The following is a 22,304-nucleotide window of genomic DNA, read 5'->3' as shown; positions in this document are numbered from 1 at the left end:
AGCAGACTAGCACACAAGCACAGCGGGGTCAGTGCTTGGTCAGCTTGTCCAGGTAGCCCATGGCAAAGGCCGACACGACAAAGGTCATGTGGATGATCACATACCATTGCAGGTGCACCGGGTCGACGTTCTTGGCATCCATGAACACCCGCAGCAGGTGAATCGAGGAAATCGCCACGATCGACGCCGCCACCTTCATCTTCAACGACGTGGAGTCCATCTTGCCCAACCAACTGAGCTTTTCCTTGCCCTCATCGATGTCCATCTGCGACACGAAGTTCTCGTAGCCGGAAATCATCACCATCACCAGCAGGCCACCCACCAGCGCCATGTCGATCAGCGACAGCAGCACCAGGATCAGGTCGGCCTCGGCCATGGCAAAGACGTTGGGGATGACGTGAAACACTTCCTGGAAGAACTTCAGCGCCAGGGCCAGCAGGCCCAGGGACAGTCCGAGGTAAATCGGTGCCAGCAGCCAGCGCGAGGCATACATCGTATTTTCGATAAAACGTTCCATGGATCTCATACCAACTGAAAATGGCCGCGAGTATACCAGCGCCAAAACCCGAGGGAAAAAGCCCTCCACAGGCGCTCGTTCAACATCGGGACAGCTGCGCCAGGGCGATTTTCTGCTAGTGTCGGCATCAATGACATCGCGTGTGCACTGTGTACAGGAAAACTGAACAATGGATTTGCGACTTCCCCTGGCTTGCCTCGGGCTATCGGTGGCTCTGCTGATGAGCGGCTGCTCCCCCAAAGACAAGCCACACCAAGCCAGCCTCGAGGAAAGGACCGCACAGTTCGAAAAAACCCTCGACACCCTGCAAGACCCCAAGCTCAAGGATGCCGTGGCCGACCTCGGCGGCTCCCTGCTGTTGCTCGAACGGGCCCGCCTGCGCCTGCGGGACAAGCCCATCGAAACCGAATACAGCGACGATGCCCTGGCGTTGCTCAAGTACTACCCCAGCCCCCAGGCCCTGGCCGACACCTATATCAACGGCCTCTTCGTGTTGCGCAAAACCGCCAGTTCCGACTACCTGACCGACCTGCAGCCGATCTTTCCGTTCAGCTTCAACTACCCCACCGAATTCCCGTTTCCCCATGCACTGGAATGGCAGTCGGTGACCCTGAGCAACAAACAGGTGATCCCCTTCCAGCCTGAATGGTCGGAAACCGATCCCGGGATACAGCTGAGCCCCTCCAGCTCGAACATGACCAACCCCGACGACCTGACGATCACCTATCCGTATGTCGAAGGCCAGGAAGTCGATCCGAAAAAACAGCCGCAACCCCTGACCCTGCACGGCAAGGTCGAAGTGATCGCCCCAAGCAAGGTAGTGACCTTCAACCTGACCCGCCAGGACGTCGGCAAACTGCAAAGCCGCGACAACGTCAGCCTCACCCTGGTATCGCTGGACAAGAACAATGCCGAAATCGAACTGAGCGGTAACGCCGTGCAGGCGCCCCAGGTCGGCGACACCCCGCTCAACCCACTGATCGTCCAGGCCATGGACAACACCGGGCAATTTCTCTCCCGTGCCGGCGCCATCAACGAAAACACCGCGCAGATTGCCTTCTACCAGCAGCAACTGGACGAAATGCTCAAACAGAAGAGCTGGAGCGACACCTTCGAGAAAAAACTCGACAGCGAGCAAAAGGCCTTCGAGGCGAAGCAGACCAGCCACTACACCCGGGTCTACTTCAACGGCATGATCGACAAGCTGGAAATCAGCGTGATGGACTTTTCCGGGGCGACGGTCGACCGCAAGGAGCTGGACCTGCCGGTACGCCAGTTCGACAACACCACCAGCAAGGATATCCAGCCGTTGCCCATGCCGGTGGTGGTCTACGACGACAAGGCGTCGAGCTATCTCAAGGACGCCAACCTGGACGCCGAGAAGCTGAAAAAAAGCGTGATCATCAGTCAGTCGGTGGACGATGCCAGCGCGGCGAACATCGAGTTCGACCACCCCAAGACCTTCAACGACGAGTTGCTTGGCACGCCCACCGCCCCCGGCGGCAGTCCGGTGACCTTCTTCACCGAAGACGAACAAGGCAAGCGCGGCGAGCCTCTGGAGTTGCCTAACGAGGCCTTCGAGGTCAATCCGCTGGACGGTACCATCACCTACGACCTGAACCTGTTCCCGGAAACGCCGGCCTATGCCGTCGGCTCGATGCCGTTGTTCCTGGCCGATATCCAGAAAAACACCCTCGACGCCCATCAGTTGCCCGCCGGCCTGGAGCTCAAGGGCAACGCCCTGATCGTCGACCAGAAGCGCTTCCCTGCCGAGTCCTGGCGCTTCTACGCCAAGGACGACAGCGGCAACTACCTCAAGGAAATCCTCGCCACCAGCCATAGCGACAAGGCTGATTCGCCGCCGGTCTATGACGTCCACTACTTCTACGGGCAGCCGACCCAGCTGGAAAGCTACCAGCGCACGGCCTTGAACACCGTCGAGTACGGTTTCGAGGTCAAGCTCGACAAGGCCCAGGTTTCAGGCCCCGCCGAATGATCGTGGGCTGGCGCCTAGTGTTCCAGGCCCCGGCCTCGCGTGCCGTTGATCTCCCGTAGCTGGGCCTGCAAATGCAGGCTCCAGATCTGCGGATCCTCGGCCAGCTGATAGCCATGCAAGGTCAGGCTTTCGACAATCGACTCAAGGATGGATTCGGCCACGACCGGGCCATGGAACGGACCCTGGGCCTTGATGGCCGAGGGTTGTTCGCCGGCCATTCCGGCGGCGAACAGGAGGGTCCACATTCCGTTATCGCCGGCAATCGGGCGAATACTGCATTCGATACGGGTCACGAGACCCAGGCATTGGCGGGTGAGACAAAGGTTGCGCGGCATGGCGGCGACCCTCGGTAGATCCTGTCTTCAGCCTCCGGGGGGAGGTTGCATCGGTCCAGTGACTACAGTGGAGGTCCTTGCCCAGAGAATAGAATAAAACTACAGACAGCAAGGATTTGCAGGACCAACGGGCGTCAGGTTGGCATGCGCCAAAGCCTTGACTCCTTTCCCGCACACACTTAATTGCACGCTGCTTAATTCTTGAGAACACAACGGAACCTGTGGGAGCAGAGCTTGCTCGCGAAGCTTTTGGCGGCCTCAAGGACGCCTTCGCCGGCAAGCCCTGCTCCTGCAGGGCCGTAATCAGGACGCCTTGACCTCCACCAATGCCTGCTCGGCGGCTTCCTTCTCGGCCTCCTTGAGGTCCTCTTCGCTGATCATCTCGGCGATCACCCGCAGACGCTCCACCACCCGCGCATTGACGCTGCCTTCCGGGAACTGGCCATCGGCATCCGGCTCACCGGCCGGCTCGCCCACCAGCAGGCTCAGGGCCTCATCGGCCTGGCGCACGGCATACACGTGGAACTGCCCGGCCCGCACCGCCTGCAATACGCGCTCATCGAGCATCAGGGTGGCAACGTTCGCATGGGGAATGATCGCCCCCTGCTCACCGGTCAGGCCACGGGCCTCGCAGAGCCGGAAGAAGCCTTCGATCTTCTCGTTGACCCCGCCCACCGCCTGCACTTCGCCGAACTGGTTGATCGACCCGGTGATAGCAAAACACTGTTTGAGTGGGGTTTTCGACAAGGCCGAAATCAACGTGCAGGCTTCGCCCAGGGACGCGCTGTCGCCATCGACATAACCGTAGGACTGCTCCAGGGCAATGCTCGCGGAAATCGCCAGCGGGAATTCCTGGGCATAGCGGCTGCCCAGGTAACCGGTGAGGATCATCACGCCCTTGGAGTGGATCGGCTGGCCGAGGTTGACCTCACGTTCGATGTCGACGATTCCACTGCCGCCCGGATACACCGTGGCGGAAATCCGCGCCGGCACACCGAAGGCCGAGTCACCGACTTCCAGCACCGTCAGCCCGTTGCACTTGCCCACGGCCGCGCCCGCGGTGTCGATCAGGATGATCCCCGCCAGCATATCGTCGAGGATCCGCGCCGAGACCCGCCCGGTGCGGGTGGCCTTGGCCTTGAGCGCCCGCTCGATGTGGCCGGCGTCGGTCATCTCGTCATTGGCCAGGTGGCGAATGAAATCCGCCTCGCTGACCAGTTGGAACAGATCGCCGATCCGCGCCGACAAACGCCCCTGGTGCTCGGCCAGACGCGCGCTGTAGGTCGCCAGGCGCGCCACCGCGTCAGCGGTCAGCGGGGCCATGCCCTCTTCCGAAGTGCGGGTCTTGAGCAACTGGGCGAACTGCTCCAGGCTCTCGTCGACCATGGGAATGTCTTCGTCGAAGTCCACCAGCACGCGGAACATCTCCTGGAAATCCGGATCCAGGTCCTGCAGCGTGTAGTACAACTGGCGGGCACCGATGATGATGACCTTGACCTGCAACGGAATCACCTGTGGCGTCAGCGTCACGGTGGCCAGGCGCCCCAGTTCACCGAGCGGCGACTCCATCTTCAACTTGCGCGACTGCAGGGCGCGCTTGAGCGCGTCCCAGACAAAGGGCTCGCTGAGCATCTTCTCGGCTTCGAGAATCAGGAAGCCGCCGTTGGCCCGATGCAAGGCACCCGGACGCAACTGCCGATAGGTGGTGTAGAGCGCGCCCTGATCGGTGCTGTATTCGATACGACCGAACAGGTTGTCGTAGGTCGGGTGCGGTTCGAACACCACCGGCGCACCGCCATTGAAGGGTTGCCCCACCACCAGGCTCGGTGCGTACTGCTCCTCCAGCAGCTTGCGGGCCACGGCATCGGTCTTGCTGTCGTCGACCAACTGCTCGACCACGGTTTTCAGCAGATAGACCTGCATGGCTTGCAGGTAACCGCAAACCGCCGCGTTCTCCGCGTATTTTTCCGACAACGGCGCCAGCAAAGGCTGCAGGGCCAGGGTGATGGTCTCTTCGTTCAACTGGCGCAGCTGATTGCTCGATTCGCGCTTCCATTGCGGCAGGCTGGCGAGTTCCTCGTTGAGGCGCTCCTCAAGATCCGCGATATCGGTATGGAAACGTTCACGCTCGGCTTCCGGCAACTGGGCGAATTCCGCCTCGTCCAGGGCCTTGCCTTCGCTCATGGGGGTAAAGGCGATATTGGTGCTGTCGCGATACAGCGCAACCTCCTTCTCCAGCGCCAGGCGCTCGATCACATCCAGGGCGCGGTCGTAACGCTGGTTGAAGGCGCGGTCGATGGCGCTCTTCTTCTGCTGGTAGGACGGGTGCTCGAACACCGCAGGAAAGGTCGCCAGCAGGTTGTCGATCAGGCCGTTGATATCGGCGATGAACGCGCCCGCCTCGCCCGCTGGCAGCTCCAGCGCCCGTGGCTCGCGAGGTTCGTCGAAATTATTGACATAGACCCAGTCGGACGGGGTCTGTAGGCGTTTTCCTTCAGCTTTCAGATAGCGTTTGACGAACGAAAAACGCCCGGTACCGGGTTCGCCCATGACAAACACGTTGTAACCGGGGCGTGGCATCGCCACGCCGAACTGCAAGGCTTCAACGGCACGTTCCTGGCCAAGCACACCGCGAAAAGGCTCCAGATCATTGGTGGTAGAGAAGCTGAACTGTTCAGCGGAAAAAGGACGGGTCAGCGCTTCGGGCGCTAGTCGCAAGCTGGCAGCAACAGAATCAGGCATCGGGCTTCCTTACATCAGGCGGGGCAGATGAAAGCATTCTGGCGCTCGCCATGCCTGACTGGCAAGGCGAGCGATGGCTGAATCGCTACGGCGTGGCAAAAGTCCTCAGACAGGGACTACAAACTCTTTCCCGCATTCACATCAGGAAAAAACAATGGAACCCTTGGAACCTGCCTAAACTCCAACGTGCGAGGCTGGATTGATAACCAGCCTACTGGCCCTGAACCAGGCCAGATCCCCTCGTCATTGGCACGCACATAAAGAGAACAAAGCTATGAAACGGATTCTTCTGGGTACTCTCTTCACGGTTGTCTCCCTCAATGCCATGGCCCAGGCGCCAGGTGGGCCGGATTGCGGCTGGGGTAACATGCTGTTCAAGGGCCAGCGCGGCACTCCCGCCCACATTCTGGCGTCCACCACCAACGGCACCTCCGGCAACGCCACCTTCGGCATGACCTCCGGCACCAATGGCTGCTCCACCCGTGACTCACTGACCTATGGCGGCCGCTCCTGGATCGCCATGAACGGCATGATGAACGAACTTTCCGAAGACATGGCCAAGGGCCAGGGCGAAGCCCTGACCACCTACGCCGTGGTCCTTGGCGTGGCCCCGGAAGACCGTGAGCATTTCGCGGCCGTCACCCACGAGCACTTCCAGCAGATCTTCAGCAAGGCTGACGTGACCGCCGACGATGTGCACACCAACACCCTCGCGGTCCTCAAAGGCGATCCGCGCCTGGCCAAGTACGCGACCCAGGCTTAAGCTCGACCCGCCCGCTCCTTTCGGAGCGGGTTTTTGTGTGCGTTGCCTCTTTTCGTCTGACAACAGTTGCCCACCATGCTCAAACGCCTTGCCTACCTGGCGCTCTGTGCCTGCGCCCCGCTGTACGCCGCACCGCACCTCGACACCCAGCGTTTGCAGCAGTTGGCCCATGACCCGTTCTGGATTTCCCTCGGCCATTACGAGACGGCCAAGCTCGGCGGCTGGCGCAGTTATGTCAGCGACAAAAAATATTTCCTCGCGGCCGACGGTGCCCATCACCCGGACGCGGAACTGCAAGCCACCCTCGACGCCCTCTATGCCCCGGCCAGCCTCGGCAACCAGCATCCCCAGTGTGTCTATCCGGCCCGCACGCGCTGGCTCAAGGCGCAACTGCAGTTGACCGACCTGCCCGCCCCCGATTGCACGGAATTCAACCAGTGGTTCAAGGATGTCGCGCCCCACAGCACGGTGATGATCTTCCCGGCGGCCTACCTGAACAGCCCTTCGTCGATGTTCGGCCACACTTTGCTGCGCATTGACCCGGCCGGTGTGCAGCGCGACCAGACCGCCCTGCTCAGCTACGCGATCAACTTCGGCGCCTATATCGAAGGTTCCGACAACAGCATCCTCTATGCCTGGAAAGGCCTGGCGGGGGGTTATCCGGGCCTGTTCGCCATGGTGCCCTACCAGGAAAAGCTCTCCGAATACCGCAGCCTGGAGAACCGCGACCTGTGGGAATACCGGCTGAACCTGACGCCCGAAGAGACCCAGCGCATGGTCGAGCATGTCTGGGAGTTGAAGCAGATCCAGTTCGACTACTTCTTCTTCGATGAAAACTGCTCCTACCGCCTGCTGGAACTGTTGCAGGTGGCGCGTCCAAGCCTGCACCTGACCGCACAGTTTCCGCTGACCGCGATTCCCACCGACACCGTCAAGGCGGTCAAGGACGCGGGACTGGTGGACAGGATCGACTACCGGCCATCCCGCGAACGCGAACTGCTGGAGCGGGCCAAACCGCTGGATCCCGAGGAACAGCAGTGGGTGCTGAAAGTCAGTGCCGACGCGCAGCAACTGCAATCGGCCGGCTTCAAGCAATTGGCCAAGGCTCGCCAGGCGCTGATCATCGACGCCGCCTATAGACTCGAACGCTACCGGGCCAATGGCCAGGAACGTGATCCGGTACAAGCCCAGCGCAGCTTCGAGCTGCTGCGGGCGATCAACCAGAACCCGCCGCCGGAGCTGCAGATCGAGCGTCCGGGCCTGCCGGAAAACGGCCATGAGTCGCGCACCTGGCAGGCCGGGGTCGGCACCCGGGGCAGCCGGACATTCGGCGAATATGGCTTGCGCATGGCCTATCACGACCTCAACGACAATGCCGAGAGTTTTCCCCTCGGCGCACAGATAGAAATCCTGCAGATGAAACTGCGCCAGTACGAAGGCAATCACTGGCAGTTGCAGCAACTGGACCTGGCGACCATCCGCTCGCTGACGCCGCGCAATGCGCTGTTGCAGCCGTGGTCGTGGCAAGTCACCGGCGGCCTGGAGCGGGTGCCGGGGCGGCACGACGACCAGACCCTGGTCAGCCATGTGAACGGCGGCGCGGGCGGCACCTGGCAGTTGGGCGACGATGTGCTGGGGTTTGCCCTGGGCACCGTGCGGGTCGAACACAACGCGGACTTCGCGGCGATTGTTTCGCCGGCGGCGGGGTTCGACACCGGCCTGTTGTGGAAAAACCCGCTGGGCAACCTGAGCCTGGAGGCCAAGGGCGACTATTTCATCAATGGCGAAGTGCGTCGCAGCCTGAGCCTCAACCAGCAATGGGAGTTGTCGCGCAACCTGGGCCTGCGCTTAAGCGCCCAGCGCGAGTTCAGCAAGCTGGCCACGCCGGAGAACGAGGTGATGCTGGAGGTGAAGTGGTATCACTATTGAGCGGCGCCTGCCACTGTACGTTCGGCAACCCGGACTTACGACGATCCAGCAACTCTCCCTGCAAACGCAGACAACGCTCATAATCGCGCCTGGCCATATTGTCGATAGTGATATTACCCACCTCCTCCGGTGCTGTTCGCTCGCCGAAGCGGATATCCACCACCGGTGCCTCGGGCTTCAACTGAAACAGGCTGGGTGACTTCTCGTCAGGCTTCTCCACCTGAGTGGCCGCAGGCAACTGGTCCGGCGTCACGCCATAGCGCTCCAACAGGGAGCTCTCGGGCAATGGCTCACCCATGGCGACACAGGCGGACAAGGTCAGGCCGACACCCACGCCATGGGATTTGAAACAACTCATACACAACACTCGCGTTCTTTGGCTGCAATCGCCCCACGCCTCCACGCGGGGCCGAAACACCTGACGCAGGGCGCCCGGCGTCGTATTACCCTACAATCAAAAAGAACGACCGGCGTCGTAAAAATTTACCACCCAGCCTCACAAACCGCTCATTGCGCCTGTATCAGGCCTGAATCTGCGAACGTCGAGCTCTGCTCGGAAAGCCGACACGGTGCAGATCCAACCACCACAGGTCGCTTACGGATATACCGGCAAACCCAAACCCTGCGAGCATGGTCGAATACCCATGAACGGGAGATTGCCATGAGCCGCGCCTTCGTCAACGAAGACAGCGCAGCCGCCCAGGCCGAGCAGCCGGTGGAGCGCCAGGTCAGTAGCCAGCCCAATTACGTCACCCCACAGGGCCTGGCGCAATTGCACGCCCGCGTGGCGGCGCTGCAAGCCGAATACAGCCAGCAAAACGCCCTGGGCGAGGCCGCCGACAAACAGCGCCAGGCCGATATCGAGCGCGACCTGCGTTACTTCAACCAACGCCTCTCCAGTGCCCAGCTCGCCACGCCGGCGACCTCCACCGAGGTGGTGCAGATCGGCAGTCGCGTGACCTTCGCCAATGAACAGGACGAAGAGCAGCAGGTGCAACTGGTCGGCGAGGACGAGGCGGATGCCCCTCGAGGTTTGATCAATTGGGGCTCGCCCCTGGGTCGGGCGTTGCTGGGTGCGCGCCTGGGGGATGAAGTGCTATGGAAACGACCGGCGGGGGATCAGTCGATCGAGATCGTGAGGATCGAACCGGCTTAGCGGCGTGCAATAAAAAAACGGAGCCCCGAGGGGCTCCGCTTTTCAACCACCGACCCGATCAGGCCAGTTTCTTGTGCCGTACACGGTGCGGCTGGGCCGCCGCATCGCCGAGGCGCTTCTTGCGATCGGCTTCGTACTCGGTGTAGTTGCCTTCGAAGAACACCGCCTGCGAATCGTCTTCATAGGCCAGGATATGCGTCGCCACCCGGTCCAGGAACCACCGATCGTGGGAGATCACAATTGCCGCGCCCGGGAAGTCCAGCAGGGCTTCTTCCAGGGAACGCAGGGTTTCCACGTCGAGGTCGTTGGACGGTTCGTCGAGCAGCAGGACGTTGCCGCCCTCTTTCAAGGTCAGCGCCAGGTGCAGGCGACCGCGCTCACCACCGGACAGGTCCTTGACGAACTTCTGCTGGTCGCCGCCCTTGAAGTTGAAGCGCCCCACATAAGTGCGCGATGGAATCTCGTAGTTGCCGATACGGATCTGGTCGGAACCGTCGGAAATCTGCTGGAACACCGTCTTGCTGCCGTCGAGGTCATCGCGGCTCTGGTCCACACAAGCAAGCTGCACGGTTTCACCGATCTCGATGCTGCCCGAGTCCGGGGTCTCCTTGCCCATCAACATGCGGAACAGGGTCGACTTACCGGCACCGTTACCACCGATCACGCCGACAATCGCGCCCTTGGGCATGCTGAACGACAGGTTGTCGATCAGTACGCGGTCGCCATAACCCTTGCTGACGTTCTTGAATTCGATGACCTTGTCGCCCAGGCGCGGACCGGCCGGGATATAGATCTCGTTGGTCTCGCTGCGCTTCTGGAATTCCTGCGACTGCATTTCTTCGAAACGCTGCAGACGGGCCTTGGATTTCGACTGGCGAGCCTTGGCGCCTTTGCGCACCCACTCCAGCTCTTCCTTCATGGCCTTTTCATGGGCCGACTGCTGCTTGGACTCAGCGGCCAGACGATCGGACTTGGCTTCCAGCCAGCCCGAGTAGTTGCCTTCGTACGGGATACCGGCGCCGCGGTCGAGTTCGAGAATCCAGCCGGCGACGTTGTCCAGGAAGTAACGGTCGTGGGTGATCGCAACCACGGTGCCCGGGAAGTCGTGCAGGAAGTGCTCCAGCCAGGCCACGGAATCGGCATCCAGGTGGTTGGTCGGTTCGTCGAGCAGCAGCATGTCCGGGGCCGAGAGCAGCAGGCGGCACAAGGCCACACGGCGCTTTTCACCGCCGGACAGGTGTTCGACCTTGGCGTCCCAGGCCGGCAGGCGCAGCGCATCGGCGGCGACTTCCAACTGGCGTTCCAGGTTGTGGCCGTCGCTGGCCTGCAGGATCGCCTCGAGCTTGGCCTGTTCGGCGGCCAGCTTGTCGAAATCGGCATCAGGATCGGCGTAGGCGGCGTAGACTTCATCCAGGCGGGCCTGGGCGTCCTTGATCACGCTGACCGCTTCCTCGACCACCTCACGGACCGTCTTGCTCGGATCGAGTTGCGGCTCCTGGGGCAGGTAGCCGATATTCAGCTCGGGCATCGGCCGGGCTTCACCGTCGAATTCGGTGTCGACACCCGCCATGATTTTCAGCAGAGTGGATTTACCCGAACCGTTCAAGCCGAGCACGCCGATCTTGGCGCCCGGGAAAAACGACAGGGAGATGTTTTTCAGGATTTCCCGCTTCGGCGGAACAACTTTGCTCAGCCGATGCATGGTGAAGACGTATTGAGCCATGGAGAACCTAGCGTCAGTGACAGATGAATAAGGGCGCGAGCGGTACCCGCAGTGAACAGGCCCCGTGTGCCAGCCAAGAGTTCAATCCATGGCCGCACCGGTCGATACCCTTGCATGGGGAGCGTGAATTGCTGGCGCGTAACCGGTAAAACTACCTGAATGCGGCAGACAGGGCAAACCGCTCGGTCGAACAGGACTGGCACTTTGCCACAACTCAAGGCATGCTAGCCGCCCTTCGGGCGTCCGGCTTATAGTGCATGTCGCGCCAATCCAGCCCAACCGCAGGATCACAGTTTGACCAACGCCAATCCGCCATCGTCCGCGCGCGCAGCCAACCCGGCCTCGACTCCACCGCTGCGCGGGACACTCAAAGGCATACTGGCCACGCTGGTGCTGTTCCTGCTCGTCCTGCTGTTTTGGCAACTGATCGATCAATTCCAGCAAACCCGCCAACTGCAACGCCAGAACAGCATCGACTCGAGCGCCGACCTGGCCGAGCGCGTCAGCCTGAACATGGCGCTCAATGCGCAGATCGCCCTCAATCTACTACCGATCGTCGACAAACCCAACAACCGCGAAGAACTCCTGGCCTTGCTCGACCGGGTACGGGTGTCGATGCCGGACCTGCAAAGCATCGCCCTGCTCGACGCCAAGGGCGCCCTGATCAGCGACAGCGCCACCGACAGCCATGACGCCGCCTTCCTCGTCGAACAGGTCAAGCACAGCAACCGCAAGCAGACCTACTACTTCACCAATGACGATCACGGCTCGGCCGTTCACCTGTTGTTGCAGCAGGCCAGCGGCGAGAGCAACGGCTATTGGGTCCTGCGCCTGTCACCCCGGCTGTTCCAGGACCTCACCCGCCCGGGCAATCAGGAATCGGGGGCCAGTTGGCTGATCGAAAACCGCAACAATCACCTGGTGATCAGCCGGGACGACGACATCGCCCCCACGCCGGTGCCGCTGAGCACCGACGAAGAGGCCAACAGCGTGCTGATCACGCCGCTGTCCAACAGCGACTGGCAACTGCGCGGCCTGTTCGACCCGCGCAAGGTGATCGAGGACCTGCTGCCGGCCCTGATCGGCAAATGCCTGCTGGGGCTGGGGTTGTCGCTGCTGCCGGTGCTGGCGTTGCTCAACATGCGGCGGCGCCAGTTGCAGGTCACTGAAGGACGCCGGCGCTACCAGGATATTTTCGAGGGTACCGGCGTTGCCTTGTGCGTCCTCGACCTTTCCGGGCTGCCGGTTTTCCTCGAACAGCATCGCCTGCTGGACAGCGAGTCGCTCAAGCACTGGATCGCCCACGACCCCGAGCACCGCCGGCTGTTGATGCAGGAACTGCGGATCACCGAGGTCAACCTGGTGGCCCTGCGCCTGCTCAATGTCGATTCCCGTGAAAGCGCCTGGCAATGCCTGATCGACGGCTGCCCGAGCAATGCCGCCGGTATCGGCTACTCGCTGGTCGAAGCGCTGCTCAACCGCCAGAACCAGCTGGAACTGGAGATCAAGCTGAGCGCCGGCCAAGGCCAGGACCAGCACCTGTGGCTGGTCATGCGCCTGCCGGAGGACGCCAGCGACTATTCCTCGGTGATCCTCAGCATCACCGATATCACCAGCCGCAAGCTGATCGAACTGTCGTTGCTGGAACGCGAGGGCTTCTGGTCGGATGTGGTGCGTACCGTGCCGGATCACCTGTATGTGCAGGATGTGATCAGCCAGCGGATGATCTTCAGCAACCATCACCTGGGCCAGACCCTCGGCTACAACAAGACCGAGCTGCACCAGATGGGCGAATACTTCTGGGAAATCCTGCTGCACCCCGAAGACGCCGAGCACTATCATCGCCTGCGCCAGCAGCAGCGCCATGCCGGTTACAGCCAGTTGCTCCAGTGCCAGCTGCGTTTCCGCCATCGCAACGAGCATTGGCGGCACTTCGAGGTCCGCGAGCAGGCCCTGGCCCGGGACAAGTATGACCAGGTCACGCGCATCATCGGCGTGGCCAAGGACGTCACCGACCAGATCGAGGCCAGCGAGTCCCTGCGCGACAGCGAGAAACGCTACCGGATGCTCGCCGAAAGCATCAGCGACGTGATTTTCTCCACCGACAGCCGACTGAGCCTGAACTACGTCAGCCCGTCGGTCCATGCGGTGCTCGGCTATGAAGTCGACTGGGTGTTCCAGCATGGCTGGCAGTCGACCATTGCCAACCCACAGCAACTCAATGGCATCTACCTGTTGATGGAGCGGGTCAGCAAGGCCCTGGACAAACCCGAGGAACTGACCGAACTGCGCGAACAAGTGCAGACCCAGTTGTTCCTGTTCGACTGCCTGAAAGCCGACGGCCGCAAGATTCCCATCGAATTGCGCCTGGTGCTGGTGTGGGACGAACACGGCGCCTTCGAGGGCATCCTCGGCGTCGGCCGCGACATCAGCCAGCAACGCCGGGCGGAAAAAGACCTGCGCATGGCCGCGACGGTTTTCGAGCACTCGACCTCGGCGATCCTGATCACCGACCCGGCCGGCTACATTGTCCAGGCCAACGAAGCGTTCAGCCGGGTCAGCGGTTACGCCGTGGCCGACGTGCTGGACCAGTTGCCCAGCCTGCTCACCGTCGACGACCAGCAGGAAGCCCACCTGCGTTATGTACTCAAGCAACTGGAGCAGCACAACACCTGGGAAGGCGAAGTCTGGCTCAAACGCCGTAACGGCGAGCACTACCCGGCCTGGGTCGGCATCACCGCGGTGCTCGACGATGAAGGCGACCTGGCCAGCTACGTGTGCTTCTTCACCGATATCAGCGAGCGCAAGGCCAGCGAACAACGGATTCACCGCCTGGCCTACTACGACGCCCTGACCCACCTGCCCAACCGCACGCTGTTCCAGGACCGCCTGCACACCGCCCTGCAGCAGGCTGAGCGGCAGAAGTCCTGGGTAGTGCTGATGTTCCTCGACCTGGACCGTTTCAAGCCGATCAACGACTCCCTGGGCCACGCCGCCGGCGACCGCATGCTCAAGGAAATGGCCACCCGTCTGCTGGCCTGCGTGGCCGACGACGACACCGTGGCGCGCATGGGCGGCGACGAGTTCACCCTCCTGCTGCAACCGCGGGCCACTCGGGAAATGGCCTTGAACCGGGCCATCAATGTCGCCGAGCAGATTCTCACCAGCCTGGTGACGCCGTTCGTGCTTGAAGGCCGCGAGTTCTTCGTCACCGCCAGTATCGGCATCGCCCTGAGCCCGCAAGATGGCAGCGAGCTCAGCCAGTTGATGAAAAACGCCGACACCGCGATGTACCACGCCAAGGAACGCGGCAAGAACAACTTCCAGTTCTACCAGGCCGATATGAACGCCAGCGCCCTGGAACGCCTGGAGCTGGAAAGCGACCTGCGCCACGCCCTGGAGCAGAACGAATTCGTGCTGTATTACCAGCCGCAGTTCAGCGGTGACGGTAAACGTCTGACCGGTGCCGAAGCCCTGCTGCGCTGGCGCCACCCACGGCGTGGCCTGGTGCCACCAGGGGATTTCATTCCGGTACTGGAAGAGCTGGGGCTGGTGGTGGATGTCGGTGACTGGGTCCTGACCGAAGCCTGCCGCCAGCTCAAGGCCTGGCACCTGGCCAAGGTGCGGGTGCCCAAGGTCTCGGTGAACATCTCGGCGCGGCAGTTCTCCGACGGCCAGTTGGGCAAGCGGATCGCCAATATTCTCAAGGAGACCGGTGTCTCGCCGGCCTGTCTGGAGCTGGAACTGACGGAAAGTATCCTGATGCGCGAAGTCAGCGAGGCCATGCTGATTCTCGCAGGGCTCAAGAACCTCGGGCTGAGCATCGCCGTGGACGACTTCGGCACCGGTTACTCGTCGCTGAACTACCTCAAGCAGTTCCCCATCGACGTGCTGAAGATCGACCGCACCTTCGTCGACGGCCTGCCGTCGGGCGAACAGGATGCGCAGATCGCCCGGGCGATCATCGCCATGGCCCACAGCCTGAACCTGGCGGTGATCGCCGAAGGCGTGGAAACCCACGAGCAGCTCGACTTCCTGCGCGAGCACGGTTGCGACGAAGTACAGGGCTACCTGTTCGGCCGGCCGATGGCGCCCAATCGCTTTGAAGCGCAGTTCAGCAATGATGCGCTGTTCATGTTCGATTGAGCCCCTATGGCGCCTGTTCGGCCCTCTTCGCGGGCAAGCCCTGCTCCTACAGTACTGCGTCGGTCACGGATTTTGAGCACGACATAAAACTGTAGGAGCAGGGCTTGCCCGCGAAAACGTCAGGCCAGGCGCCGCCGCCCTCAAGTGAGCGCCGCTTATCCGCGATATGATGCCCTTTCATATGCCAGATAAAAGCCATTGGGTTAGAATGCCTTCTTTTCCGCCCCCGATCCTTGAGGACCGCCATGTTCAGCCGTGATTTGACTATTGCCAAGTACGACGCCGATCTCTTTGCCGCCATGGAGCAAGAAGCTCAGCGCCAGGAAGAGCACATCGAGCTGATCGCCTCGGAAAACTACACCAGCCCCGCGGTGATGGAAGCCCAGGGCTCGGTCCTGACCAACAAGTACGCCGAAGGCTATCCGGGCAAGCGTTACTACGGCGGCTGCGAATACGTCGACGTGGTTGAGCAGTTGGCCATCGACCGTGCCAAGGAACTGTTCGGCGCCGATTACGCCAACGTCCAGCCACACGCCGGCTCCCAGGCCAACTCGGCCGTTTACCTGGCCCTGCTGCAAGGCGGCGACACCATCCTGGGCATGAGCCTGGCCCACGGCGGTCACCTGACCCACGGCGCCAGCGTTTCTTCCTCCGGCAAGCTGTACAACGCCGTTCAATACGGTATCGATGCCAATGGCCTGATCGACTACGACGAAGTCGAGCGCCTGGCGGTCGAGCACAAGCCGAAAATGATCGTGGCCGGTTTCTCCGCCTACTCGCAGATCCTCGACTTCCCACGTTTCCGCGCCATCGCCGACAAAGTCGGTGCCTACCTGTTCGTCGACATGGCCCACGTGGCCGGTCTGGTCGCCGCTGGCGTCTACCCGAACCCGGTGCCGTTCGCCGACGTGGTCACCACCACCACCCACAAGACCCTGCGCGGTCCACGTGGCGGCCTGATCCTCGCTCGCGCCAACGCCGAGATCGAGAAGAAGCTGAACTCCGCCGTATTCCCGGGCGCCCAGGGCGGCCCGCTGGAGCACGTGATCGCGGCCAAGGCGATCTGCTTCAAGGAAGCGCTGCAGCCTGAGTTCAAGGCCTATCAGCAACAAGTGGTGAAAAACGCCCAGGCCATGGCCGAAGTGTTTATCGAACGCGGTTTCGACGTGGTTTCCGGCGGTACCAAGAACCACCTGTTCCTGCTCTCGCTGATCAAGCAGGACATCTCCGGTAAAGACGCCGACGCCGCACTGGGCAAAGCCTTCATCACCGTGAACAAGAACTCGGTGCCGAACGACCCACGCTCCCCGTTCGTCACTTCCGGCCTGCGTTTCGGTACCCCGGCTGTCACCACCCGTGGCTTCAAGGAAACCGACTGCCGCGAACTGGCCGGCTGGATCTGCGACATCCTGGCTGACCTGAACAACGAAGCGGTGATCGACGCCGTTCGCGAGAAGGTCAAAGCCATCTGCAAGAAGCTGCCGGTTTACGGCGCTTGATAGCGGTTCGCTGAAAGCCCACCTGGCCGACAGGCCGGTAGACTGAAACCAATGCCCCGACTTGTCGGGGCATTGGTGTTTTTGTCGCCTGTAAAAGTAAAGCCTTTACACCTTGCCATCAGCTTTCAGACACAAAGCCGGAAACACCTGTCGGTCACTGACGACTTTCGCCAATACATCTGGCGATGCGTAAAGGAGATGCTGATACCTCATTCAAAACGAGGTTTCAGCCATGATAAAACCCATTATCCGAGGCGCCACACTGGCCGTGTTCAGCATCGCGTTCACCACGGCCGTACACGCAGACACCACCACGGATAACGAGTACAACTGCTTTGCACTCACGCCTTCACCCCAAGCTCCCCAAGGCGTCGAAGTCGCCCACGAAAGAATGCTCGCGGCCACCGCGCAAGGCGCGGAAGTCAAAATGGCCCGCAAGTATCTCCAGGCTGAAACGGTTCGCTGCTTCTAGAACCGAAGACCTGCCGTCAACCCGCGGCCACTCGGTCCCCCTCCAAGAGTCCGGCCAGCTATGACCGGGCTTTTTTTCGCCTGGAGAAAATTCGCCGCCAGTTGCCCTCCCCGTAGCAAAGCAATCTCTCTGCAGTGGAGCACCACTTTGTGGGAGCTGGCTTGCCGGCGATGGCGGTCTTGAGGCTTGCGTCGCTCTTGCGGGCCTCTTCGCCGGCAAGCCAGCGCCTACAGGACTGGCACCACCGGTCAGACCGGTCCTACCAATTTTGCGAAAACCTCTTGTTATCCCGGAAAAACCGGGCGTAGACTGGCCTCGCACTGGACATACCGGTAAGACCACAACAATTAAGTTCCGAAGCTGCGGCCACCGGCACAGATCACGGAACGCCGACCAGGATCCTCCCCATGCTCAGATGGTGCTCGCGTTCGATTTTCCTTCAGGTTGTCCTTGGACTGGTGCTCGGCATCATCTGCGGACTCGCCCTTCCCGAATTTTCCGTCCAACTCAAACCCCTCGGCGACGGCTTTATCAAGCTGATCAAGATGCTGATCGGACTGATCGTCTTCTGCGTGGTGGTCAGCGGCATCTCCGGTGCCGGCGACCTGAAGAAAGTCGGGCGGATCGGCCTCAAATCGGTGATCTACTTCGAAGTCCTGACCACCATCGCCCTGTTGATCGGGCTGATCCTGGCCTTCTCCACCGGCATCGGCAGCGGTGCCAACATTCATCTGGAGCAGCTGTCCAAGGTGGCCCTGGGCGACCTCGCCGACCGTGGCCAGCATATGCGCGGGACCACGCAGTTCCTGATGGACCTGATCCCCAACTCGGTGATCGGCGCCTTTGCCGACAACAATATTCTCCAGGTCCTGCTGTTCTCCGTACTGTTCGGCAGCGCCCTGAACCTGGTGGGCGAGTCGGCGTCAGGCATCTCGCGCTTGATCAATGAACTCAGTCACGTGATCTTCCGTATCATGGGCATGATCGTGCGTCTGGCGCCGATTGGCGTCTTCGGCGCCATCGCTTTCACCACCAGCACCTACGGCCTGGACTCGCTGCGCCAGCTCGGCAGCCTGGTGGCGTTGTTCTACGTGACCTGCCTGTGCTTCGTGCTGGTGATCCTCGGCCTGGTGATGCGCCTGTCCGGCCTGCGGATCCTGCCCTTCCTCAAGTACCTGCGCGAAGACCTGCTGATCGTGATGGGTACTGCGTCCTCGGATGCCGTGCTGCCGCAGGTGATGCGCAAGCTCGAGCACCTGGGGATAGGCAGTTCGACGGTGGGCCTGGTGATCCCGACCGGGTACTCGTTCAACCTGGACGGTTTCTCGATCTACCTGACCCTGGCCATCGTCTTTATCGCCAATGCCACCGGCACCCCGCTGGCGCTGACCGACCTGCTGACCATCCTGCTGGTGTCGCTGATCACCTCCAAGGGCGCCCACGGTATTCCCGGCTCGGCCCTGGTGATCCTCGCCGCCACCCTGACGGCCATTCCGGCGATCCCGGTGGTCGGGCTGGTGTTGGTGCTGGCGGTCGACTGGTTCATGGGCATCGGTCGGGCCATGACCAACCTGGTCGGCAACTGCGTGGCGACCGTGGCCATCGCCCGCTGGGAAAAGGACATCGATGTGCAGCGGGCCCACAAGGTCCTCGATGGCCAGCAAGGTTATGCCTTTACGCCGAGAAAGCCGACAACACCGGCTCATCAGCAGGAGTTTTGATGCCAGGCGCCCGGGGACGGGCGCCGGTACTGGCCCCAGGCCCGCGAAACAAGCGCCGGCCTCGGGTCGTGGCCTCACCGTTTTATCTGGAGTACACCGTGATTACCTCAACCGTTGTCAATTCAGTCGTAGAAAAACTCCGGGCGGCCCTGGCCCGGGGCCAGTGGCGCCGTGGTGAGATGCTGCCGGGCCAGCGTGAACTGGCCGAACAGCTGGGTATCAGCCGCCCGAGCCTGCGCGAAGCCGTGACCGTGCTGGAAACCCTTGGCCTGGTGCGCTCGATGCCGGGTAAAGGGGTGGTGGTGCTCGACGCCGCCCCCAGCGAAACCTCGGCCGCCCACAGCGGCGTGGCCGACGCCAGCCTCGAAGATGTGCTGCAACTGCGCTACACCCTGGAGCCGTTTATCGTCGGGCTGGTGGCGCAGTCCATCAGCAGCAAGGAAGTCGGCCAACTGCGCCTGACCCTGATGGACATGCGCGAAGCCCTGGAGGCCGACGACAGCGAAGCCGGGATGAACGCCTACATCGCCTTCCATGAAGAGCTGTTCGCCCTGACCTCCAACCCGATCTTCCAGAACGTGGTGCAACAGACCAGCAACGCCCTCAAGCAGAGCGCCGAGGTCCTGCGCAATTCGCCGGAACACCTGGCCGAACGCCTGCTGGAAAACGAGGCCGTAGTGCGCGCCATCCGCAACAAGAACAGCGCCCTGGCCAGCGCGGAAATGCGTCGCCATATCCTCCAGGAAGGCCGACGCATGGGCATCGAACTCACCATCCCGGACGACCATCTGGGCAGTACCGAGCAATAACCCACCCGCCAAGGGGAGACCGGATATGAACAGCGTTGCGACATCCCTGCCCTTCACCACCCGGCGTACCGTGGTGCCGCCACAGGGCCCGGCTTTCTGCGCCGAGACGCTCTACGCCCAGGTGTTCGAAGACATCCTCGACCGCCAGTTTGCCGAGGGGTTGAGTGAAGAGGCCCTGATACGCGTCTACGGCGCGGGTCGCAGCCAGGTGCGCCGGGTCATGAGCCGTCTGGCGCGGCAACAGATCATTCTTACCCGCCCCAACCAACGCGCCCGGGTCGCCGAGCCGGACGCCGAACAGATCCGCCAGACCCTGCAAGCGCGGCGGCTGGCCGAGATCAGCGTTATCGAGCTGGTTTGCGCCAAGTCCGCTGGACTGACGTTTGCAGCGCTTCGCACGCTGGTCGCCCGTGAACGCCAGAATGCCGAAACTGGCCGGCAGAGCACGGCGACAAGGCTGGGGGGCGAGTTTCATCTGGAATTGGCGAGGATGGCCGGCAACGCCCCCCTGGCGCACTTTCTCAGCGGGCTGGTGCCGCTGACCGGGTTGGCCCTGGCGCAACATTCGGTGCGCAACGAGGACTGGCGAGTACGTGAGGCCATCGTCAATGCCGTGGAAAACGGCAATGCCGGAGTCGGCGTCGAATGGCTGACGGAGTACCTGGATCAGCTTGGCGTCCTGCAGTGGTCCTGAGTCCGCCAAAATCTCCCCAGCAAGCCAGCCGTCCCAGTTAAACGCGGACCCAACCGTGGCGAGCGGGCTTGCCTTAATGCCGTTCATGTCGAGGGGAATGGAATATTGAAAACGCCACTTAACCTGTAGGAGCAGGGCTTGCCCGCGAAGCTTTTAGCGATCTTGAGGCCCCCTTCGCTGGCAAGCCATGCTCCTACAAGGACGGTGTTCGGCCTTAACTGAACGGCATCAGGGTTTGCCCAGTCACCACAGTGCTCACATCAAGCCGTCGCGACCTTCGCAAAGCCTTCGCGAATCTTCTCTTCCGGCAGGTCATCGGCAATAAACACGATCACGCTCTCCCGCGCCGCGCCCTCTTCCCACTCGGTGTCCCAGTCGAAACCGTACAGCTTGAGCACCCCCTGGAACACCATGCGCCGGGGCTCACCGGCGATATTCAACACGCCCTTGTAGCGCAGCAACTGTTTGCCGTGATCTTCCAGCAGTTCGTTCATGAACTCGCTGAGCTTGTCGATATCCAGCGGCTGATCGGTACGCAGCACCAGGCTGGAAATACGGTCGATGGATGCGGCCTTGCTGACCGGACGCAAACTCAAGCCGCCACCCAGGTCGGCATTGAGATTGAAGCCGCGCACATCGAGCAGTTCGGCCAGATCAATGTTGCCGTGCTCGACGATACGGATCGGTGCCCGGCGATTGATCCGCGTCAGCCGTTCGCTCAAGGCCGTAAACGTCGCTTCATCCACCAGGTCACGCTTGCTCACCAGCAGCCGGTCGGCAAAACCGATCTGCGCCTGGGCGATGGCCTGGGTCAGATGATGTTCGGCATGGGCCGCGTCCACCAGGGTGATGATGCCGTCGAGCAGATAACGCTCGCGCAATTCCTCGTCGATAAAAAAGGTCTGCGCCACCGGGGCCGGGTCGGCCAGACCGGTGCACTCGATCACCAGCCGGTCGAAGGCGATTTCGCCGCTGTCCAGGCGCTCCAGCAGCAGATACAGGGCCTTGGTCAGGTCAGTGTGAATGGTGCAGCAGACGCAGCCGTTGGACAGCGTCATCACTTGCACCGGCTCGGCACCCAGCAGTTGGGTGTCGATGCCGGCGTCGCTGAATTCGTTCTCGATCACGGCGATTTTCAGGCCGTGCTCGGCTTTGAGCAGATGGCGCAGCAAGGTGGTCTTGCCGGCGCCGAGGAAACCGCTCAGGACGGTCACAGGAATAGGAACTGACAAACAGAAATCTCCCATACGCTAAAAAAACGATGGGAGCCCGGCTTGCCGGCGATGGCGTCCGCAAGATCGCCATCGCCGGCAAGCCGGGCTCCCACAGTGACAGTGTTCAGCCTTGAATAACCCGGTACGCCCTCAAGAGAGCGCCACCCGGGTCAACAGCACTTCGGCCCGCCCTTGCCACCATAACGGGCTTCCTGGCGTTCCCGGAAGAACGCCTCGTAGGTCATGACCGGCTTGTCCGGGTGCTTGTTCTGCATATGCTCGACGTAGGTGTCGTAGTCGGGCATGCCGACCATCAGGCGCGCGGCCTGACCGAGGTATTTACCGAGGCGACTCAGGTCGTTGAACATGGCGGTATTCCTCTTTTACGCTTCAGGCACGGCCTGGAACGGGGTTTCTTTGTCCGTGCGTTCCTTGTTGCCCCAGGCCGAGACACCGACCTTGATGGCATAGAACAGCACACTGAATACCACAAACAGGAAGAGTGCCGTCAACGCCGCGTTGGTATAGGCGTTGAAGATCACGTGCTGCATCTGGTTGATGTCCTTGGCCGGGGCGATCACCTGCCCG

Annotated in this window: 17 protein-coding genes and 1 pseudogene; 10 read left to right on the top strand and 8 right to left on the bottom strand. The window is 61.7% G+C overall.

Annotated features, from left to right (window positions below):
- Positions 1-28: 28 nt before the first annotated feature.
- Positions 29-517, bottom strand: a complete 489-nt coding sequence (locus tag M5C01_RS30435; protein WP_103497050.1) for a TIGR00645 family protein — start codon at positions 515-517, stop codon at positions 29-31.
- Positions 518-686: 169 nt separating this feature from the next.
- Between M5C01_RS30435 and M5C01_RS30430 the strand changes: the two genes are divergently transcribed.
- The gene (locus tag M5C01_RS30430) at positions 687-2,513 is read left to right on the top strand and encodes a hypothetical protein (protein ID WP_152742091.1); all 1,827 of its coding nucleotides are present in this window, start codon (positions 687-689) and stop codon (positions 2,511-2,513) included.
- 14 nt (positions 2,514-2,527) lie between these two features.
- Here the strand turns inward: M5C01_RS30430 and M5C01_RS30425 are convergent, their stop codons facing one another.
- Together M5C01_RS30425 and M5C01_RS30420 are read right to left on the bottom strand one after the other, a co-directional pair.
- A complete protein-coding gene (locus M5C01_RS30425) occupies positions 2,528-2,848 on the bottom strand; it encodes a hypothetical protein (RefSeq protein WP_103497052.1) in 321 nt (106 codons plus the stop codon).
- Between the two features lie 303 nt (positions 2,849-3,151).
- Entirely contained in the window at positions 3,152-5,590 is a 2,439-nt protein-coding gene (locus tag M5C01_RS30420) for an ATP-binding protein (RefSeq protein WP_152742092.1), read from the bottom strand.
- Between the two features lie 274 nt (positions 5,591-5,864).
- Between M5C01_RS30420 and M5C01_RS30415 the strand changes: the two genes are divergently transcribed.
- Together M5C01_RS30415 and M5C01_RS30410 are read left to right on the top strand one after the other, a co-directional pair.
- Positions 5,865-6,353 (top strand): DUF3015 domain-containing protein, encoded by a 489-nt coding sequence (locus M5C01_RS30415; protein ID WP_100941447.1) that lies wholly within the window; start codon positions 5,865-5,867, stop codon positions 6,351-6,353.
- A 75-nt stretch (positions 6,354-6,428) separates the two neighbouring features.
- The gene (locus M5C01_RS30410; protein ID WP_152742093.1) at positions 6,429-8,282 is read left to right on the top strand and encodes a DUF4105 domain-containing protein; all 1,854 of its coding nucleotides are present in this window, start codon (positions 6,429-6,431) and stop codon (positions 8,280-8,282) included.
- Here M5C01_RS30410 and M5C01_RS30405 read toward each other — a convergent pair.
- Complete coding sequence (locus M5C01_RS30405; protein ID WP_248764448.1) at positions 8,221-8,640, bottom strand: hypothetical protein; 420 nt, start codon at positions 8,638-8,640, stop codon at positions 8,221-8,223. The two genes, M5C01_RS30410 and M5C01_RS30405, sit on opposite strands and share 62 nt — an antisense overlap.
- A 303-nt stretch (positions 8,641-8,943) precedes the next feature.
- Between M5C01_RS30405 and M5C01_RS30400 the strand changes: the two genes are divergently transcribed.
- A complete protein-coding gene (locus M5C01_RS30400; RefSeq protein WP_152742094.1) occupies positions 8,944-9,438 on the top strand; it encodes a GreA/GreB family elongation factor in 495 nt (164 codons plus the stop codon).
- A 58-nt stretch (positions 9,439-9,496) separates the two neighbouring features.
- On the opposite strand, the gene ettA is transcribed toward M5C01_RS30400, so the two are convergent.
- Positions 9,497-11,161: an energy-dependent translational throttle protein EttA gene (gene ettA / locus M5C01_RS30395; RefSeq protein ID WP_100941451.1), complete on the bottom strand. Its 1,665-nt coding sequence runs from the start codon at positions 11,159-11,161 to the stop codon at positions 9,497-9,499.
- Between the two features lie 294 nt (positions 11,162-11,455).
- On the opposite strand from ettA, the gene M5C01_RS30390 reads away from it, so the two are divergent.
- From M5C01_RS30390 to M5C01_RS30365, 6 genes are all read left to right on the top strand, one after another.
- Entirely contained in the window at positions 11,456-15,307 is a 3,852-nt protein-coding gene (locus M5C01_RS30390; RefSeq protein WP_152742095.1) for a bifunctional diguanylate cyclase/phosphodiesterase, read from the top strand.
- Between the two features lie 245 nt (positions 15,308-15,552).
- The gene (glyA, locus tag M5C01_RS30385; RefSeq protein ID WP_103497057.1) at positions 15,553-16,806 is read left to right on the top strand and encodes a serine hydroxymethyltransferase; all 1,254 of its coding nucleotides are present in this window, start codon (positions 15,553-15,555) and stop codon (positions 16,804-16,806) included.
- A 232-nt stretch (positions 16,807-17,038) separates the two neighbouring features.
- Positions 17,039-17,278 carry a hypothetical protein gene (locus tag M5C01_RS30380; RefSeq protein ID WP_178130025.1) on the top strand — a complete coding sequence of 80 codons (240 nt, stop codon included), beginning with the start codon at positions 17,039-17,041 and terminating at the stop codon, positions 17,276-17,278.
- Between the two features lie 407 nt (positions 17,279-17,685).
- Positions 17,686-18,999 (top strand): C4-dicarboxylate transporter DctA, encoded by a 1,314-nt coding sequence (locus M5C01_RS30375; protein WP_152742096.1) that lies wholly within the window; start codon positions 17,686-17,688, stop codon positions 18,997-18,999.
- A gap of 98 nt (positions 19,000-19,097) precedes the next feature.
- Positions 19,098-19,808, top strand: a complete 711-nt coding sequence (locus M5C01_RS30370) for an FCD domain-containing protein (RefSeq protein ID WP_248764447.1) — start codon at positions 19,098-19,100, stop codon at positions 19,806-19,808.
- A 25-nt stretch (positions 19,809-19,833) separates the two neighbouring features.
- Positions 19,834-20,502, top strand: coding sequence for a GntR family transcriptional regulator (locus M5C01_RS30365; RefSeq protein WP_152742097.1), 669 nt, complete (start codon positions 19,834-19,836; stop codon positions 20,500-20,502).
- A gap of 260 nt (positions 20,503-20,762) precedes the next feature.
- Here M5C01_RS30365 and yjiA read toward each other — a convergent pair whose 3' ends face one another.
- From yjiA to M5C01_RS30350, 3 genes and pseudogenes are all read right to left on the bottom strand, one after another.
- Complete coding sequence (yjiA, locus tag M5C01_RS30360) at positions 20,763-21,749, bottom strand: GTPase (RefSeq protein ID WP_177099323.1); 987 nt, start codon at positions 21,747-21,749, stop codon at positions 20,763-20,765.
- A 137-nt stretch (positions 21,750-21,886) separates the two neighbouring features.
- Complete coding sequence (locus M5C01_RS30355) at positions 21,887-22,084, bottom strand: YbdD/YjiX family protein (RefSeq protein ID WP_017123431.1); 198 nt, start codon at positions 22,082-22,084, stop codon at positions 21,887-21,889.
- A 15-nt stretch (positions 22,085-22,099) separates the two neighbouring features.
- A pseudogene (locus M5C01_RS30350) lies at positions 22,100-22,304 on the bottom strand (carbon starvation protein A); the annotation flags it as partial.

Source organism: Pseudomonas sp. MWU12-2319, assembly GCF_023242525.1.
Taxonomy (GTDB): domain Bacteria; phylum Pseudomonadota; class Gammaproteobacteria; order Pseudomonadales; family Pseudomonadaceae; genus Aquipseudomonas; species Aquipseudomonas gingeri_D.
Note: the sequence above shows the minus strand (reverse complement) of the source record. Positions and strands in the feature narration are given on the sequence as shown.

What these genes read in the sequence shown, in the direction of transcription:
- M5C01_RS30435 (WP_103497050.1), bottom strand. Translation starts at nt 517, where the DNA reads ATGGAACGTTTTATCGAAAATACGATGTATGCCTCGCGCTGGCTGCTG.
- M5C01_RS30430 (WP_152742091.1), top strand. Translation starts at nt 687, where the DNA reads ATGGATTTGCGACTTCCCCTGGCTTGCCTCGGGCTATCGGTGGCTCTG.
- M5C01_RS30425 (WP_103497052.1), bottom strand. Translation starts at nt 2,848, where the DNA reads ATGCCGCGCAACCTTTGTCTCACCCGCCAATGCCTGGGTCTCGTGACC.
- M5C01_RS30420 (WP_152742092.1), bottom strand. Translation starts at nt 5,590, where the DNA reads ATGCCTGATTCTGTTGCTGCCAGCTTGCGACTAGCGCCCGAAGCGCTG.
- M5C01_RS30415 (WP_100941447.1), top strand. Translation starts at nt 5,865, where the DNA reads ATGAAACGGATTCTTCTGGGTACTCTCTTCACGGTTGTCTCCCTCAAT.
- M5C01_RS30410 (WP_152742093.1), top strand. Translation starts at nt 6,429, where the DNA reads ATGCTCAAACGCCTTGCCTACCTGGCGCTCTGTGCCTGCGCCCCGCTG.
- M5C01_RS30405 (WP_248764448.1), bottom strand. Translation starts at nt 8,640, where the DNA reads ATGAGTTGTTTCAAATCCCATGGCGTGGGTGTCGGCCTGACCTTGTCC.
- M5C01_RS30400 (WP_152742094.1), top strand. Translation starts at nt 8,944, where the DNA reads ATGAGCCGCGCCTTCGTCAACGAAGACAGCGCAGCCGCCCAGGCCGAG.
- ettA (WP_100941451.1), bottom strand. Translation starts at nt 11,161, where the DNA reads ATGGCTCAATACGTCTTCACCATGCATCGGCTGAGCAAAGTTGTTCCG.
- glyA (WP_103497057.1), top strand. Translation starts at nt 15,553, where the DNA reads ATGTTCAGCCGTGATTTGACTATTGCCAAGTACGACGCCGATCTCTTT.
- M5C01_RS30380 (WP_178130025.1), top strand. Translation starts at nt 17,039, where the DNA reads ATGATAAAACCCATTATCCGAGGCGCCACACTGGCCGTGTTCAGCATC.
- M5C01_RS30375 (WP_152742096.1), top strand. Translation starts at nt 17,686, where the DNA reads ATGCTCAGATGGTGCTCGCGTTCGATTTTCCTTCAGGTTGTCCTTGGA.
- M5C01_RS30365 (WP_152742097.1), top strand. Translation starts at nt 19,834, where the DNA reads ATGAACAGCGTTGCGACATCCCTGCCCTTCACCACCCGGCGTACCGTG.
- yjiA (WP_177099323.1), bottom strand. Translation starts at nt 21,749, where the DNA reads ATGGGAGATTTCTGTTTGTCAGTTCCTATTCCTGTGACCGTCCTGAGC.
- M5C01_RS30355 (WP_017123431.1), bottom strand. Translation starts at nt 22,084, where the DNA reads ATGTTCAACGACCTGAGTCGCCTCGGTAAATACCTCGGTCAGGCCGCG.